The following is an 18,160-nucleotide window of genomic DNA, read 5'->3' as shown; positions in this document are numbered from 1 at the left end:
GCCTCCTTAGAATACGAAATCAAGACGTGCTGAATAGACAATAGAGCTGTCTTCAAGGTAATTACCCGTTGCAATATATGGGCTTACTGTTGTTTCAACATTACTTTGGAACCCACCACTAGTATCGCGGTAATCGACATAGGTCACATCCGCTTTTAAAGACATGTTCTTAGCGAAATCCCAACGGCTACCAACAGAGTAAGAAAGACGCTCGTAATTCATCGACTCTTGAATAGCCGTCGTAGTCATGTTCTCACGTTCTTCGTTGTCTGTTGTTTCAACCCAGCTAACGGAAACGTAAGGCGTAAATTCATTGACTCGGTAACCAACCAAACCAGAAACCGATTGATAGTCATAAAACTGCCCTTCCAATTGAACATCTGCAGCTTCTACGTTAACTAACAGATCACCATTGTCATATTGAGCACCCAAAGAGATGAACTGACCATCTTGGCTATCTAGCATTGCACCCAATTGACAATACGGGTCTTGTGAGTTTTGGAAATCACAAGATGGATTAGATTCAGCAACAAAATATGAACCACGGAAGGTAAAGTCATCTACGTTCCAGTTGGCACTGATACCGAATAGTTTATCCAGTTTCACCTCACCAACAATTGAGTCATCTTCATCAATAGTACCTATACCAACCACTGGCTGAAGAAGAATACTTGAATCTTCAAGTTCAATCGGAATCAATAAATCAGCACCCGTGTAGCCCTTCAAAACAATGTTTTCATACAACTCTTGAGAAGGCCTGATCATTGGATACGCATAGCCAAGGTCTGTGTAATCTGAGTAGAAAAACAAAGGTAAACGCAACTTACCTGCTCGAGCTGTGAAGGCCTCAAAATCATAAGAGGCATAAGCCATCTCAATTTTTGGCTCATAATCATAACGGCTGTTTGCAACGATTTGCGACACGAACTTAGCACGCTCATTTACTTGAAAATCAAATTGTAAGCCTGCTAATGTCTCTTGCTCCCAATCTAATTTTTCGTCGGTATAACCCGCATAACCTATCGCATTGTCTGACTTACCGATGCCTACAGAACCAAATCCACTAATTCGAAGATCATCCATGTTTGCAGCATTTGCTCCAAACGCCATACTTACTAGGGCAGCAACCACTGTCTTCTTCATAACTAACTCCAATTGTTATGTGATTTTTCGTTTTTATATAATTGTTTTTGTATAATCAGCCCATATTGGGGCATACTCCCGCCCTCCTTAAGGCATAGCCGAAAGGAGAGAGGGAATGATTCTAGGGAACTTAACTGACTTTAAAGTGGCCAGTTAGTGTTGAAAGGTTACGAGTCACTTTTTGAATATCTTGCGCCACGGCGTCCACTTGCTGAACGCTGTTACTGGTGCCTTCTGCCATCTTGCGAATTTCTTCGACAAAAGTTTCAATACGAGTGGAGGTTTGCTCCTGCTCTTCAGTCGCAGCGGCAATACTTTCGTTTCGTTGACTGATTTCGATAATATCTGAAGTAATTTTCTGCAGAGAATTTTCCGCGACAATTGACTTTTCAACACAAGTTTCGGCTTTAATTACGCTATCAGAAATAATCGATGACGCAGTTTTTGCTTGGTCTTGTAACTGTAAGAGTACAGATTGAATTTCTTGTGTAGATGATTGAGTTCTTGATGCTAACGTTCTTACTTCATCAGCAACGACAGCAAAACCACGGCCTTGTTCACCAGCGCGTGCAGCTTCAATTGCCGCATTAAGCGCAAGCAGGTTGGTTTGCTCTGCAATCGCACTGATCGACTCAAGTATCGAGCCAGCACTTTGTGTGTTGTCATTTAGCTGTTTAACCACTTGAGATGCATTACTTACATCATGCGTTAATTCTTGCACGGCTAAAATCGTACTCTTGACTTGCTTCTCTCCTAAGCTTGCTTGCTCACTCGCACTGGAAGCTGAAGTCGAAGCATCATTAGCGTTCGTAGCGATTTCTCTAGCGGCAAGAAACAATTGATTTAATGAACTTGATACTTCTTCAATAGAGAGATGCTGCTTAGTCGACAACTCACTTGTTACTTGACTTGATTTAACAAGTGAACCAGAGATCGTGTCCAGCTGAGTAACGTTACCTATAGTGTGTGTGACGTTCTGTTGTAAATGAGAGACAAAGTTATTGAATGATTCAACTAAAGGTTTCAGTTCGTCATTTTTTTCATGCTGTAGGCGAACCGTTAAGTCTCCATCCCCTTCAGCAATATCACGCATTTTGTCACTGATATTCGCGAGATCTCTACGTATACCTTTCACCACAAACCAACCAAAGATACACATCGCAAGCATGGCTACAGCACCAGACACACTCATGATTTGGTTAGCTTTTTTATTGTTTGATTCTAAATCTTGTACCGCGTTTTCAAACTCTGATTGACGAGCCAAAGAAAACTTATGCATACCCAAAGTAAGCTCATCTAAGATTGCGGTGCTCTGTTTTGCAAGGCGCCCAGCTTCGCTAAGGCTGATCTCTTCATCTATCATGCCTTGAGCAATTCGGTAAGCTAACTCAAAATATTGATTGGTTTGATCTTGCAAAAGTGCAGATGAGCTCTGTAATGAAGGATCGAGAGAGATTTGAATGTTGAAGTTATTTTGAATCTCAGCGAGAGTTTGCTTGTTCATCTCCAAAATCTCGTCATCGCCTAGAGTCACTGCCAAATTAAAGCGCTCGGCTAATTGAGAGATCAATACACTATTCAACGAAGCCGCATTCATAACCGGATAAGTAACTTGATCAATTCGATTAACCTGTTGGGTGTTACTGGTTAACGTATCCCCTCCGACAAATAGAATACTAGTAAATCCTACTAGCGACACTAAACATAAAGCCAAAATCCTATTTTTGATCGATAGTGTAAACATAAGCTCCCTTTGTTAAACAGTATGATGAACTGCACATGTATTTTGAACAATAACAGATCTGACCAGTATATCAATCTGTCACACCGAAAATAGTGACAAAAATGTTAATATTATTTATAAATTATTATGCAAGTAAGAATAACCATATAAATCAGCATGTATAATTAACTACTTTATTAAAAACGAGTTCAACATCAAACTGAACACCTCTCCATAAGACTGTAATTCATCATGTTCCAAAATCGCTTTAGTTATTCAAAAATTAGGATTTCAAGATAGTTAAATTAATATTGAGAACCCAAGTTTGCCCTTACATTTAGCTTCGCAATAAATTTAAGCCGCAAAATTCTCTACTATTTAATGATTCTGTCAGCAGCGTCAGTGTTGTGTAAAAAGGCTGCAAACTCACGAACTTCACCGCCCTTACTCGGTCAATCTTAGAGCGAATAAACAGATACCTTAAACGGAGAACGCATGCGAATAGCGACTTTATCTTTAAGTTTGGTTTCAGCGGTCGGTTTCGCGGCTGAGCCAAATCCTTTTCCAATTACGCCCGATGAAAGTGGCGAAGAGTTTATGGTAAGTGCAACTAACCCATACGTAAGCAGCACAGGGTATTCGATACTCAAAAAAGGCGGTAACGCAGTCGATGCCATGGTTGCGATGCAGATGACCATGTCGGTGGTAGAACCGGATATGACAGGGATCGGCGGTGGTACTTTTGCGCTGTTTTATAAAAAAGACAAAGACCAATTCCTTGCACTCGATGGGCGCGACGAAGCGCCCTCAAGTGCGACTCCAAATATGTTTATGGAAGATGGTAAAGCACTCAATCGAAATGAGATTTTAGGACCAAGATCTGTAGCCGTTCCCGGCACGCTTCGTTTGCTCTACAGCTCTCACCAACAATACGGAAAACTGCCATGGTCAGAGCTTGCTCAGCCTGCCATTGAGCTTGCCAGTAAAGGTTATGCAATGAACAGCTACACCTATGACATAGTGGTTCGTGAGCAAGAACGATTGATTGAAGATCCAGAAATCAAAGCACTCTATTGGAATAACGGCGAGATTAAACCAACAGGCACTTTGATGACCAATTCAGAGCTGGCCAACACACTGACCAATATTGCTCAACAAGGCGATAGGTACCTTTATGGTGGCGAGTTTGGTAAGCACATCGTTGAAACGGTCAATAGCCGTATCGACTCAGACCACGCTAAGCTCTCTATCGAAGACTTTGAGCAGTACCACGTTAAACAACGTGATGTCATTGAGAGCGACTATCGAGGCAATAAAATTGTGTCGTTTGGCTACCCTGCCTCTGGTGGTGTGATGGTTGCTCAAAGCCTTGAAATGCTAGAGGCCTACGACTTGGCAGACATGTCCAAAACCGATGTGGAACCTTGGCGCTTGATGACAGAAGTAATGAGAATAGCCAAGGCCGATCGTATCGCTTATGCGGGCGACCCTGATTTCATTGAAGCACCAGTTACTGCCCTCCTCGACAAAGCCTATATCGACGAGCGACGTAAACTAGTCCCGGAAAGTGGCATAGCTAAAACCAAACCGAAAGCAGGCAAGTTGTCCAATACCGAATACGCTCAGTATCAGGGGTTTGAGAGCCAAGACACCGGGCATATTTCCATTATCGACAAAGACGGCAATGCTATTGCGATGACCAGTACCGTCGGCACAGGAATGGGTTCAGGGATAATGGTCGATGGCGTGATTCTCAATGCACAAATGGCAAATTTTTCTACAAAACCAACCATCAACGGTAAGCCAACTCAAAATGCTATTGAAGCAGGTAAACGTCCTCGTTCAGCAATCACCCCATTAATGGTGATGGACAAAAAAGACAACCTGCGCCTAGTAGTCGGTTCACCTGGAAGTTCACAGATTCCGGGGTACGTGTTAAAAACTGTGGTTGGCGTTCTTGATTGGGACTTATCCGCGCAGGAGGCAATTGACCTGCCAAACATCCAATATGGCACAAAGATCGACCGCACCAAGCCTTATGACCCAACGGGTTTGTTGGTCGAGAAGAAAACCTACGCTGAAATGCTAGTACCAGAGTTCATGCAGCTCGGTTATCCGGTGCATGTCATTCCAGTAGTCAGTGGTTTGAACGCCATTGAAATCAGAGATGGCAAGATTCATGGCGCAACAGACAGACGCCGTGCATCAAGCTCTATGGGGGAATGATAAAACGAAACGGGCAAGTAATAGGCTTGCCCTTGTTTTGTCTCTAGTCACTTGGCCTTGTATAAGCAGTTCATTGATACGAAAAATCCAGTCGAATATTTCGACTGGATTTTCATAAGCGGCTCATCTATTTACTCATTCAAATATTATGAACTTGGCGCTACTCGCTTCTCTTTCAACTGCTCAATAACATAGTCAGGAGCCACTTTACCTAGCTCACTTAAGCAATCATCGGTCTTGTCGTTGCCGTATCGCACGTAGATATCACATACCGCATATAACTGCTCTGGAGAACCAGAGATCAAATACGCCTTCTCGAACGATTTAGTCGATTTGTCGATATCCAGCTCTTCTTGTAGTACCCCATTCAAGTACCAGTAGTAGCTGTTATCTTTTGCAAGTTCTGCTGCTACTTCAATCTCTTTGGCTGCTGCTGCCTTGTCTTCAAGGCGAACCAAAGTTAATGATTTAGAGTAATGCATCGCTGCATTGTCAGGCACGCTTTTCAAACCACGATCTAACACTTCAACCGCCTGCTGGTCTTTATTCTGTGCTCGGAAGTTATCTGCATAGCTCAACCAAACTTGTGGCTCTTTAGGGTGGGTTTTAATGAGCTCTAAATAAACCGTTTCAGACTTGTCCCACTCGTTGTGCCATCGAAGCACATCAGCAAATAGCAATTGAAACTTTTCAGATTCTTGTGATTCCAAGAATGTGATTAACTCAGCGACGGGTTGTTCAATTTGTGCTTTCTGTTCTTTATCTAACGTATTGTAATCACGTACTAAGTTCGATGTTGCCGAGTGACGAACCATGGGATCTGTATCGCTCAGCAAAGGTGAAACTAACGCCCAACGATGCTCAAGTTGATATGGCGAAGAACCGATAACCGACGCTTCACGAACTTCAGGATTTTGATCTTTTAAGCCTCTTGCAACCGCCACCAATGCATTTTGACTTGGATATGAAGCAAGCTCTTGCAATGCACCAGTACGATTTTCAACAGATTGATTCTGATCTTGTGCCATGTAAGACAACTGCTGAATACGGGTTTGAGTGTCCGTCATTTCAAGCACTTGATTGATATTTTGTGCTGGCGCGTCAACCGTTTTTTGAACGCTATTCGCTGCCATCGCAGACGTTGAAATCAATGCGGACGTTGATATCAACAAAGCAACAGCCGTCGCTAAACTCTTCTTCATCATAGTATTACCTTAAACTGGAGAACTTAGCCTGTCCCTAGACCCATATTTAATTAAATTTGTATGTGACCTGGTGGCCAAAAAGCGCGCTAAAACTTAGTCTCGAACGTAGTTTGTTTTATCTGCTGTGCTCGACGCGACATCATTACAGAATCACTGAACTTGCCATTAGCAACAGGATGTCTCATTGCACGAGCGATATAAGCCATCGACTTATCGACATGAGAAAAGAACTTGTGCCAACCCGCACATAAGTAGTTCAGACCCGTCTCACCGGCACGAGTTTTGATAAAGCGGTTTTTCGGACATTCACCGTGACAAGCAAACTTGTAGTCACATTGCTGACATTGGCTGGTCAATGTGCGTGATTTAGCGAAACCAAATTTCTGTTGTGGCGCGCTATACGCCAAGTCATCAAGCTTGTCGTGGTGGATGTTGCCGATTTTGTATTCTGGGTATACATAATGGTCACACGAGAACACGTCACCGTTAGGCTCCATCGCTAGGCCTTTGCCACATATCTCGTTCAAAGTGCAAAGCGGGTTCGGGCGACCAATCCACGTTTCTAAGCTCGCTTCAAAATACTGAACGAACACTTTACCGATGTCGTGCTTCGCCCACTCGTCAAACACAGCAATCAGGAAGTTACCCCAAGCCAAATCCGACACACACCAAGATTCCATGATCGAATCTTTATGACCAGGGATCAGACGTTTATCACCTTGCTTAAGTTGCTCACTCACTTGAGACGTTTGTGGCGCAACCGTTCTAAAGGTTTTTTGTTCTACGATAGGAATAAACTGCATTTGTGGAGACTTCACCACATCACGTAGGAAGCGATACACTTCTAATGCATTTTGACTGGTGAGGTTATTCACACAGGTTAGGGTTGCGAATTTGACTTGATGTTTGTGCAGCAACTCTGCAGCCGCCATCACTTGTTTAAATGTGCCACGGCCTGCTCTGTTGACACGATACGCATTGTGCAGCATCTCAGGGCCATCAACACTCAAACCGATCAGGAAATTGTTCTTTGCTAAGAATCGACCCCAATCGTCATTCAGCAGCGTGCCATTAGTTTGTAGGTCATTTGAAATCAGCACACCTTCAGGTTGGTGCTTTTTCTGAAATTCAACCACACGTTCAAAATACGCTAGACCCAGCATAGTCGGTTCACCACCCTGCCATGAGAAAATGATCTCAGGTGTGTTTTGACCTTCGATGTATTGTTGGATATACGCTTCTAACGTCTCATCATCCATTCTTGGAGAGCTGCCTTTCTTGTACTCCAACAAATCTTGCTTACTTAGGTAATAACAATATTTACAGTCAATGTTGCACGCTGCGCCAATCGGTTTAGCCATAACATGCAAGCGCTTAGACGCTTTACCGTTATATTGTGGACCTTGAGTAATGTGCATGATTTACCTACCTATCTTAGTGTCTTGGACCTATCATAATTCCTAATTAAGTCAGTGGCATGTTATACCCTTTATAACCAATAGGAATGACCTTAAACGTTAGAATTACACCCTATTTCGAACATTTGAGGCACGTGATGAAATTTTTCAATTACAAACATTTAGCAACGATTAGCAGCGTCACCATGACTATTTTACTGAGTGGCTGTGCAAGCGTGCCTACACACCCAATCGCCCTACAAGTTGACCAAGATATGGTGTTGGTTGAAGGCGGGACATTCAGCATGGGTTCAGACAGATCAGAAGCAACTAAAGCAGAGCGACCTGCTCGAAATATAACTGTAGATAGTTTCTACATTTCGAAGTTTGAGGTAACTCAAGAATTGTTCGAATCGGTTATGGGTTCATCTCTCAGTTATTTCCAAAACCCTCAGGTTCCAGTCAACAACCTAAGCTGGCAACAGGCGAACTACTTCGTTGAGCAGCTTAACGAACTCACTGGCGAAGCATACCGTCTGCCTACTGAAGCTGAATGGGAATTTGCAGCGAAAGGCGGCAACAAAAGTAAAGGCTATACTTACAGTGGTTCCAATAACTTAGATGATGTTGCGTGGTACTCGGCAAATTCTAAAAATAGCGCACACCCTGTCGGCCTAAAGAAGCCAAATGAACTAGGCTTATATGATATGACCGGAAATGTGGGTGAGTTTGTAATCGATGCCTTCGACGACACCTTTTACCGATTCGGTCCAACAGACAATCCTAACAACGCGAAACACAGTGACGTGGGTTTATCACACAAATCAGTTCGTGGTGGCAGCTTTGCTTATGACGAAAATGAATCTGAAAGTTACCGTCGAGACTTTGCAAGTCAGTCAATTACCATGTCTGACATGGGCTTACGTTTAGTTAAAGATACTAACTAACGATGCCAACGGTTACGGCTCAATAACCTTCACCAAAAAGATTAAAAATACAATTTTCACTATCCAAACGTTAAGTCGCTACGGCAATACTGAATAAGGAAACTCTATGCAATACACCAAGCTATCTGGGCTTACACTCGCATTACTCTGTGCTTTCCCTGCTTCGGCGGCGGATAAGCCAGATCTGGTCCTGCAAATTACGGTAGATGGCCTGCGCGCAGACCTTATCGAACGATATAAACACAACTTCGGTGACGGTGGATTTCGTTACTTGATGGATGATGGTACCTACTACACCAACGCGAACTACCAACATGGCAACACAGAGACCATTGTTGGTCATGTGTCGCTTGCAACCGGTGCTCCACCAAGTGTGCACGGCATGGTGGGGAATGTTTGGTATGATCGCAGTGAAGAGCGTTTGGTGTATAACGTAGAAGATGGCAACTATGAAATGCTAACTTCAGGGGCGGGCGTTGATAAAGCAACCGAGATCGATCCGACGCAGAAAACAGCACAAGGCGATGGCCGTTCTCCAGAGCCGATACTCGCTACCACGTTTGGTGACGAACTAATGATTTCCAATAGCGGAAAATCTAAAGTCTTTGGCGTATCAGTAAAAGATCGCGGCGCCATCTCACTCGCAGGGCATAGCGGCAAAGCGTTTTGGTTTTCGAAAGCACAATCTGAATTTGTTACCAGTAACTATTACTACGACGAATATCCAGACTGGGTATCACGTTGGAATGAGAAAGCCATTGCGAGCCAGTACTCTAAACAAAGTTGGGAACTTTCTTTACCACGTGAGAAATACACCCTTCAAGAACACAATACTGACCACAAGGTGAAGTTAGGTAATTTTGAACGTACCTTCCCACACCCTTATGGACCTGCGAGCTATAAATATTACAGCACAACATTAACCGTAAGTCCGGCTGGTGATGAAATTACAGAAAACTTTGCTAGCACACTATTGATGCAAGAGAAGCTTGGTCAAGGCGATGCGACGGATTACCTATCGGTTAGTTTCTCGTCGAATGACTATGTGATTCACCTTTATGGTCCTGAAAGCTTAGAGACCGAAGACAATTTAATTCGTTTAGACAGAACAATCGCCAAGCTTCTTAAGACCGTTGATAACCAAGTCGGCCTAAAGAACACATTAATTGTCTTGTCTGCCGATCATGGTGTTCCTGAATCTTCACCTGCGGCAAATGCACTTGGTTTCCAACAGGCACAATACTTCAATAAAGATACCCTGCTATCTCAAGGCGTAGAAAAGAGGTTGAAGAGTGAGTTTGGTTTGGACAAAGACGCCATTCGATTGTATGCACAACCTTACATTTATCTGGATCACGACGTGATTGCCAAGGAAAAGGTTGATCTAGCGAAAGTGCAGAATGCCATCGCAGATGAGATTGCGAAAGTAAAAGGCGTTGCGTTTGCCGTATCAAGTAGTGATATTGCAGCAAACCGAGTACCTGATACGCATGTCATGCAGCTCATCAAGAACAACTACCACCCCGCTCGTTCAGGTGATGTTTATGTGGTATTTGCCCCTCGTAGCTACATTAACGACATGGAAGGTCTTCAAATCGCCTCTACGCACGGCTCACCTTGGAAGTACGATACTCACGTCCCAGTCATTTTTGCAGGCTACGACGTTGAAGCTCAGAAGGTTTCGCGTGCAATCACTCCATACGACATTGCGCCAACACTTTCGAATAAAATGGGCATAACCCAGCCAAGTGGATCAATTGGAGAAGTGTTACAAGAGATCACTGAATAGGCTAAACCTCCGAGGTTCCGTCATCTAGATTTCGAATCCAATACCCGCTCAATAAAAAAGCCGTTTATCATATTCAGTCGAAACGGATAAACGGCTCTTTTTTACCCCAATTTTCTGCTCTTAAACCTTATCGACTACATCAATACCTTAACTAAACTTACATGCTGTTCAAGCTCGGTTCTTGCTCAAACAAAGGCTGTTTTCAGGCAACACCAAACTGATGCTTGATGGGACAACCTCAAATCGAATCTGATTTGAACGATACGGTTCTCCGTCTAAATTAATCGGTAAAGTTTGAGGAAAGTCGATATCAAGCCAACGAGCTTGCGTATGCACGACATATTTCCCGTCTTCAGCTGGGCTCTTTAATTCTTCAATCACTTGCGGTAATTCTGTCGCGACGAACGACTTTACTAACGTCAAATCCATCAAACCATCGTCAATAAGCGCATTCGGTGCTAACTCTTGTCCACCACCTGCTAAGCGTCCATTACAAAAAGCGCCAACCAGAATTTCACCGGTAAAGGTACCTTTATCTATGGTCAAAGTACCGCTGTAAGGTTTAAAACCAAGCGCTTTAACTACACCTGTCAACGTATATGCCCCACCACCGAGAAAATCTTTTAATTCAATAGGGGTTTCTGCCGTCACCTCAGCGCCAAAGCCTGCCGCAGCCACGTTCATAAAGTAACGGTCGTTCGCCCTCACGCTATCGACCGCGTAAGCTGAACCTTTTATTGCCAAATCGAATGCCGAAGGTATATCGCTTGGGATGCCGGTAGCGGTAGCAAAGTCGTTCGCAGTTCCCATTGGAATAATTGCAAGCTGTGGTCTTTCGCTAGCGCGGAATTGGTTGAGTGCATTGACTGCTTCGTTCACCGTTCCATCACCACCAGCGATAATCAACCGCTTCACACGATCGCATATGGCCTCGCTCACTAAACGAAACATATCCGCGGATTCCCAAGTAACTCTGACTTGTAGGTCGATATCCCTGTCTCTTACTGCAAGAATGGCTTGCCTCAATTCAGGGATGTTGGCCTTCTTTCCATTTAAAATAGCGCGGATACTTTCCATGGTTATGTCCTTTATAAGCTAACTAGAGATATCTTTTGCTGCGGCTTTGAGCTTAGATCGCAACCACTTGTGGCTTGGCTCGTTAGTACGACTTGGGTGCCAAATCATACACATATCAAGGTTTTCTAAGTCGAATGGTAAAGGCAGTGTTTTCACATCGTACTTCTCGGAAAAACAACGAACTGAAGATAGAGGAAGCACACCAATATAGTCAGAGCCTTCAATAACAGGAAGCATCTCAACCACGCCAGCAGCTCGATACACAATCCTGCGCTTTTCCAAATCGCTAAAGTGTTCAGAACTCAATAGGCTTTTTCGAGCGTGCCATTTAGAAACAACTACATGATCAAGCGCTAGAAACTGCTCCATATCAATAGTATCGCCAATCTCTGGGTGGCCAGAGCGGCATACGACGACAAGCTCCTCAGTAGAAATAACTTCATGCTTAAGCATGGTTCTACCCCTTGGCGTCATATCTATGATCACATCGTGTCTTTGTAACCTAAGATCGGATTCGTAATCTTCCGTAAACAAAGGATGAACTTCCAATGCAATACCAGGTGCGATTTGGCTGATCAACTGCATAACTCTTGGCATCAATTCGTAGCTTGCGGGTGATACACAAGCAATGGAAAACACGCGACCTGATGTTTTAGGATCAAAATCTCTCGAGGCCGATAGCGTAGAAGTGAAGTTTTTTAATGCAGCGGCCATTGCTGGATAAATATCGATCGCAAATGTCGTCGGCTCAACGCCTGAAGTGGTTCTGTGAAACAGTGGCTCATCATAAATATCACGAAGCCTAGCGAGCGCTTTACTCACTGCAGGTTGGCTGATGTTCATACGATTCGCAGCCCTAGACAAGTTCTGCTCTTCATAGATCGCGACAAATATAGGAATTAAATTGAGTTCAGTACTTTTCATACAGTTCCATATTAAAGAAGCAGGTTCTCCATAGTAGAGAACCTGCCGATTATGTTCGATGCGAATGACTAAAGTTTGCTACTTAGTTCTATCTTTTAAGTCAGGCAAGGCTTTAGGGATTTTCAAGCGGTCGAAAATTGAACGAGAATTGCTTGAGTTTGATGTGTCACCGGGAAAATTACGTATGCCTTTCCACAAACGAGTAAATACGCTTTTATCTTCACGCCCTTGTTGGAGGGATTCACTATCTTCTAACCAACGTTTCTCTGTGCTCACTTTACCCAATTCTAACTGAGTGGTTTCAATGCGCAATTGACGATAGATAAAGGTTCTTAATGCAGCCCCATTACCTTGCTTAAGTAAACGACGTAATACCAACCAACTTGGTGTTGGACGGTCGCGATAATAACGCTTAAGGGTGAAGACAGAACCAATAAGAACAACCAAACCAGCAACCGCAAAAACAACAACGTTTATGTAGGCCTTTAAGTACGACTTTAGCGTGTGGCGCGCTTTAAAAACCTGACCTTCAATAACAGCACTTTCAAGACGCTGATTTTTGCTGTCCCACCACTGGAATGAAAATTCAGGCAAGGTAAACTCACCACCTTGTTGAATCACATAGACCGTTTCTTCAATTCGACTTGAACGGTAATCACCACGTTCTTGTGTATCATCTAAACGATTGGGTTGTGGGTAAGCTTGATACTGCAGCGTCGCTTCATTAGTCAATACATTCGGCAGCAAAACAGACAAGCTATCTTTCGCCTTTATTGTCACGGTACGAGTAATGGCATCACCCACTTTCAACTCTTCGCTTGAACGTTGCCATTTCTGATCAATATCCACATCTGTCGCAGAAAACCAAGGCGATTGTTCGCTTAGTAAACCAGAAGGTAGTGAGGCTTCGAACTTAATTGGCTGCGTGTATAGCGTGCCACCAACGTTTGATCCGTCAGGAGCGGAAACTTGAACACGAACAGGCAACCTAGGAATGACAAACTCACCCGATGTCATTGGATAGAGCGTCACTTCCCAGCGTTGACGTGACCATGTAGTACCATCCACTCGTTCCGTGTAATTCGTCGCAAGTTGGTTACGCTGCTTAGCAATCACATTAGGAATTTCTACGCCGCCAATTCGAGTTCCGCCCGTTAACCAGCGAGGTGTCGCAACCTCTATGTTCAAAATCACTTGCTCATTAACGCTCACTTTGGTCGGCGTTATTTTATCGCCAGGCTTCGGTTTCTCGCCTATCCAAGCGATCAATTCAACATCACCACTCTTTTGTAGATCGAAGATATCGGCAGCCGGAGCAACAGCGGAAAAAATGCAGCTCAACATAAGAGTAATAGGCAATAACCACTTACGGGTTCTGAATCGCACTCTCTTTGATTGAATGGCTTCAAGAGCTAAGTCATATCTACTCATTGGGTTTGCTCCTGTTTTGATGCCTGTTCCTGTTTTGGCGTCTGTTCGTTCGAAGGGGCAGGTTCTCGTAGCTGAATTTGGAATTTCGATTTCAAGAAGAACTTAGGGTCCGCTTCTACTCGTTTTAACCACTTGTCGGCAAGCTCTTGGCTACCCAAAATTTCATTGGCATTAAGCGTTTCCTTGAGCATCAATTCCGCTACAGTTTCTTCTTCAGCGCCATCACCCGTTCGCGGCTGATCATCATCTAACTCTAACGACTCCTCTGGACCATCTGTCGTTCCAGATTGACTTTCGCTGGTGCGATTGACTTCTTCGACAATACCGCCGATTACCGCTAAGTTATGCTCAACGTCAGGCCTTAATTCTGGTGAAAGGTCAGGCTTTTCACTCAGAGATTTGAGGAGATCTCGCGCGGCAAGATACTCACGTTGGCGAGCCAAAGCACTTGCGGCATTATACAAACCATAATCGGTTTTCATTTGTAAGAACGCGCTGTGCGCCAATTTAAAATCGCGAGCATAGTAATAAGCCGCGCCCTTTCGCATTGGGTCAGTAAAATGTTTGGCAGCTTGAAGATATTCGTTCTGGTTCAACAGGCGTTGACCTTGTTGGTCAGGCGTTAGCCATAAGTCCCACCACCATTGAGCGGTCTTATCCCAAGCCGTAACCGACTCCACCACAATTGGTTTCTCTGCGGTTAGGTTGACGGTTTTCGCCAAAGTACTTGGTGAATGCAGGCTGCTTGTGATCATCAACCCAACGACACACCATTGCACCAACCACCCTTTTCTGAACCATAACAACATAATGAAAGCCATTGGAATAAGCAGTCCATAGCCCATGTCTTTCCAAGGCATTGAAGATTCGCCGTTGAGCTGCATGTTTCTTTCAACCGCTCTGTTCAGTTGTTGGATATCGGAATTATCAACGCTCACTTCGATCAGTCGTCCACCCGTCTTACTCGCTAAGTTACGCAGTGAATCTAGGTCGACTGGGTTATCACTCACCACATTACTGTTTCCTGCGGCTAGAATGAGCAACTGATAAGGGTTGTCGTTAAAGAAACTCTCGTACGCCCTAATAGTGCTTGGGTTGACACCGTCTGATACCAACAACACTGACGAGCCTAGCTCACCAGACAATTGCTGATTGATAAGTGGCAGCGCTTCTTCTGCTGACTTACCTGATACCGGCATGATATCGGGTGTAATAGCCGCCAAAAACGGTTCAAACACTTTGCTGTCTTGAGTGACTGGCATCGCGACGTGCGCACTGCCAGCATAAACAACCAAACCTGTGTTACCACCTTTGCGAGCTGCAAGTAAGTCTCTAATTTTCTGTTTAGAGCGTTCCAAGCGACTCGGTGGTAAATCCTTAGCCAGCATGGAGTCACTGTTATCGAGCACCACTAACATTGACGCTTTGTCTTCACCAAAAGGCGAAGCTTCACGTTGCCATGTTGGGCCTGAACAAATAATGATGGCGATCGTCACAATCACCATCAATAATTTCAATGGTAATTGTTTGCGCCAGCCGGTTTCTCCAATGGTCAGCGCATCACGTAAGTGTACTGGAAGAATGTCTTTCCACGTTGGCTTAGTTTCTTCTCTCCAACGAATCCATAATAGGAAGAACATCGGAATGAAGGCCAATAACCACAATGGTCGAATAAAATGAAATTGGGTAAAAAACTGCTGTAGCATGAGAGAATCAGGCATCATCCTCTCCTTTCAAAGTTCCAGTTGAAGAAGCCAAAGGTGATCTTCGACGTATCGTCGCAACGCTGAAAGCCGTCAAATACATGACAACAACCATCGCCATCAAATAATGATGCAAACCTTGCTTAGGGCGATAAGTGGTACTTTCATATAGCTGAGGCTCTAGTTCACCAATCTGAGCGTACGCTTTGGTCAGTTCGTCGCGGTTAAGCGCTTCAAAGGCTTCACCGCCAGACTCTTGAGCCACGCGCTTGATGGTTTCCATATCTAAAGCGACTTCACCAACGGTTTGCGGATCTCCCATGGCGATAACATGAATACGAACGCCTTTCGCCTTGGCCACTTTTGCGGCATCAATCGGCTCAACAAAACTTCCCGTATCATTACCATCGGTTAGCACGATCACGACCTTTTCTTTTTCGTTGGCATCAACACTTGAATCTTGAACTTCTGCACTTTGCTTTTCGCTTTGTTCAAACACCTTAATTGCCAAGCCAATTGCATCGCCTAAGTGAGTACTTTGCCCTGCCATTGCAACATCGGTTTGATTAAGTAGTTCAAGCCATACTTCTTGGTCAGCCGTAAAAGGTGTTTGTACAAACGCAGCATCACCAAACAAGATCAAGCCGAGCCGGTCACCTTTTCGGGTTTTCGCAAAATCAGCCAGCACTTCTTTAGTCGCGTCCAAACGTGAGATTTTATCACCATGCTTAGAGGTAAAGTCTTGCTCTGCCATTGAACCAGATAAATCAACCACCACCATCACGTCACGGCCTAGTTGCTCGCGAACTTGCGGCTCGCCTAAGACGGTTGGTTTGGCTAACGCGCAGACCACCAATACCCAAGTAATAATGAGCGTTGTTCGTTGCCACCAACTGGGTGTTAACTGGCTTGCCCCTTCAGATGGTGCTTCACCAATAGCCTCGACCAACTCTCGAAAAAATGGCACTTTGATAGCCATCTGTTTAGTTCGATAAGCTGGCACTGCAAAATAGACGAACAAAGGTAAAGGTAATGCAATAAACCATAATGGATGAACGAATTCAAAACTAGCGGATAAAGAATCAAACATTACCTTGTCCCCCAGTCGTCGTTTGTATCTCCGGCTTATGAAGTTTTAACCAAGTCATTGCGGTTTGAATGACCTCTAAACGCTGTTCAAAGCTCAAACGCACCTTAGGGTCTACTAGGCTTTGCATCCATAACTCCGAGACTTCATCAGAAAAAAGTGCACTGCTGCTTGTATTGGTGTTAGCGTCAACTGGCAGATAAGCATTCAAGCGACTCACGTAGGCTTGACCAAACAATTTTGCATTACTGCTGTCTAGGTAACGAAGCACCACTTTGAGCACTTTAAATGTGCGCTCGGTAGAGCTTTTGTCACGAGCATCTAACAACATCAATTCTTTGATTGCCTCTTTACGGTAACGATTCTTCCACCACCTCAATACCAAACGGTATGTCAGATAAAGAGTGGCCAATAACAAGATCACACCTAAGATCTTCCAACCAATCGTTTGAGGAGCCCAGCTCACACTGTCAGGAATCGCTACATCGTGCAGGTCTCGTAAGATATAAGTGCTAGGAACTGTATGTTCAACAGACATTTAGCGTCCCCCCACCAGCTTTTGAAGCTGAGATATGTGAGTACCAGATGTATCTAGTTCTATATAAGGGAGGTTTTTCATCGCCATTAATTTGGCCAGTGATTGTTTTTGGAGTGCTGCTTTTTGGGACAGGCTTTCACTCGCAAGGTTAACCTTTGATTGGCTATCAAGATTGAGTTGAAAACGACCATCACCTACGACCCAGTTAGCATTCGCAAGATCTTGAGGCAAAGATTGTTCCAATGGATCGGTCACCATAATGGCTAAGATATCGTTGTGTTGTTGCATTTGCTTAAGTCGATCAAGATGTTGCTCTTGGCAATCTCGCCAATCACTAATAAATATTAAGGTCGACTGCTTTAATCTCATTCGTTTTATCAGTTCAATCCACTGACTAAACCCAACACCATCGCTGTCGCTGACATTCACTCCTAAGCTTTGATTTGCTTTTGATAAATGCTTGAGTTGCGCCAGTAAATCAGACTGTGAGCGCTGTGCTTTGGTGTGAAATAGCTTTTGGTGTGAGGCTAAAACAAAACCGACACGGTCACCATCTTTAAGCACTCGCCACCCGCATAACGCAGCCACTTCGGCAGCAACAACGGATTTCATGGTGTCTTGAGAGGCAAAGAACATCGAACTGCGCTGATCGACGCAGATCATCACATTGCGGTCCTTTTCTTCGGTGTAACTACGAACATGGGGTTTACCTGTTCGCATCGTGACTTTCCAATCCAGGTTACGAATATCATCACCGAATTGGTAGTGTCGCAGCTCCTCGAAGTTCAGACCACGGCCACGGAACAGAGAATTATGTCTCCCCGACAGTACACTGCCCGCCTTAAGATGAGGCAACAGAGAAAACGACTCAGCTTGAGCCTGAATTCGCACTAGCCTTGAATAGTCACAGTACAATCGTGGATCAAGGCCTTGAGGTTTGGGAGCTTGTGTTGGCTTCGCCATGACGCCC

General features: G+C 44.3%; 14 protein-coding genes. 3 read left to right on the top strand and 11 right to left on the bottom strand.

What is annotated here, in order from left to right; all coding sequences use genetic code 11:
• Positions 1-6: 6 nt before the first annotated feature.
• Both OCW38_RS17415 and OCW38_RS17410 read right to left on the bottom strand, forming a co-directional pair.
• Complete coding sequence (locus tag OCW38_RS17415) at positions 7-1,143, bottom strand: outer membrane beta-barrel protein (RefSeq protein ID WP_102392797.1); 1,137 nt, start codon at positions 1,141-1,143, stop codon at positions 7-9.
• A gap of 130 nt (positions 1,144-1,273) precedes the next feature.
• Positions 1,274-2,740, bottom strand: coding sequence for a methyl-accepting chemotaxis protein (locus tag OCW38_RS17410; protein WP_016768815.1), 1,467 nt, complete (start codon positions 2,738-2,740; stop codon positions 1,274-1,276).
• A gap of 621 nt (positions 2,741-3,361) precedes the next feature.
• On the opposite strand from OCW38_RS17410, the gene ggt reads away from it, so the two are divergent.
• Positions 3,362-5,092, top strand: coding sequence for a gamma-glutamyltransferase (ggt, locus tag OCW38_RS17405; protein ID WP_010429287.1), 1,731 nt, complete (start codon positions 3,362-3,364; stop codon positions 5,090-5,092).
• 146 nt (positions 5,093-5,238) lie between these two features.
• Here ggt and OCW38_RS17400 read toward each other — a convergent pair whose 3' ends face one another.
• Positions 5,239-6,297, bottom strand: coding sequence for a hypothetical protein (locus OCW38_RS17400; protein WP_016768814.1), 1,059 nt, complete (start codon positions 6,295-6,297; stop codon positions 5,239-5,241).
• 86 nt (positions 6,298-6,383) lie between these two features.
• Positions 6,384-7,715 carry an anaerobic sulfatase maturase gene (locus OCW38_RS17395; RefSeq protein WP_065612834.1) on the bottom strand — a complete coding sequence of 444 codons (1,332 nt, stop codon included), beginning with the start codon at positions 7,713-7,715 and terminating at the stop codon, positions 6,384-6,386.
• Positions 7,716-7,852: 137 nt separating this feature from the next.
• On the opposite strand from OCW38_RS17395, the gene OCW38_RS17390 reads away from it, so the two are divergent.
• On the top strand, positions 7,853-8,641 hold the full coding sequence (locus tag OCW38_RS17390; RefSeq protein ID WP_016768812.1) for a formylglycine-generating enzyme family protein: 789 nt from the start codon (positions 7,853-7,855) through the stop codon (positions 8,639-8,641).
• Between the two features lie 106 nt (positions 8,642-8,747).
• Positions 8,748-10,430: an alkaline phosphatase family protein gene (locus OCW38_RS17385; protein WP_010429274.1), complete on the top strand. Its 1,683-nt coding sequence runs from the start codon at positions 8,748-8,750 to the stop codon at positions 10,428-10,430.
• 168 nt (positions 10,431-10,598) lie between these two features.
• Here OCW38_RS17385 and yegS read toward each other — a convergent pair whose 3' ends face one another.
• From yegS to OCW38_RS17350, 7 genes are all read right to left on the bottom strand, one after another.
• A complete protein-coding gene (gene yegS, locus OCW38_RS17380) occupies positions 10,599-11,507 on the bottom strand; it encodes a lipid kinase YegS (protein ID WP_010429272.1) in 909 nt (302 codons plus the stop codon).
• Positions 11,508-11,525: 18 nt separating this feature from the next.
• On the bottom strand, positions 11,526-12,431 hold the full coding sequence (locus OCW38_RS17375) for a LysR family transcriptional regulator (protein ID WP_010429270.1): 906 nt from the start codon (positions 12,429-12,431) through the stop codon (positions 11,526-11,528).
• A 78-nt stretch (positions 12,432-12,509) separates the two neighbouring features.
• Positions 12,510-13,862, bottom strand: coding sequence for a BatD family protein (locus tag OCW38_RS17370; RefSeq protein WP_016766801.1), 1,353 nt, complete (start codon positions 13,860-13,862; stop codon positions 12,510-12,512).
• On the bottom strand, positions 13,859-15,583 hold the full coding sequence (locus OCW38_RS17365; protein WP_016766800.1) for a VWA domain-containing protein: 1,725 nt from the start codon (positions 15,581-15,583) through the stop codon (positions 13,859-13,861). The genes OCW38_RS17370 and OCW38_RS17365 overlap by 4 nt, the downstream gene beginning before the upstream one ends.
• A complete protein-coding gene (locus OCW38_RS17360; protein WP_010429266.1) occupies positions 15,576-16,655 on the bottom strand; it encodes a vWA domain-containing protein in 1,080 nt (359 codons plus the stop codon). Before OCW38_RS17360 ends, OCW38_RS17365 begins: the two co-directional genes overlap by 8 nt.
• A complete protein-coding gene (locus OCW38_RS17355) occupies positions 16,648-17,190 on the bottom strand; it encodes a DUF4381 domain-containing protein (RefSeq protein ID WP_010429265.1) in 543 nt (180 codons plus the stop codon). The genes OCW38_RS17360 and OCW38_RS17355 overlap by 8 nt, the downstream gene beginning before the upstream one ends.
• The gene (locus OCW38_RS17350) at positions 17,191-18,153 is read right to left on the bottom strand and encodes a DUF58 domain-containing protein (protein WP_016766798.1); all 963 of its coding nucleotides are present in this window, start codon (positions 18,151-18,153) and stop codon (positions 17,191-17,193) included.
• Between the last annotated feature and the right edge of the window lie 7 nt (positions 18,154-18,160).

This window comes from Vibrio cyclitrophicus, from assembly GCF_024347435.1.
In the GTDB taxonomy this organism is placed as follows: Bacteria; Pseudomonadota; Gammaproteobacteria; order Enterobacterales; family Vibrionaceae; genus Vibrio; species Vibrio cyclitrophicus.
The sequence above is the reverse complement of the archived record's forward strand: the minus strand, read 5'-3'. Positions and strand labels throughout refer to the sequence as shown.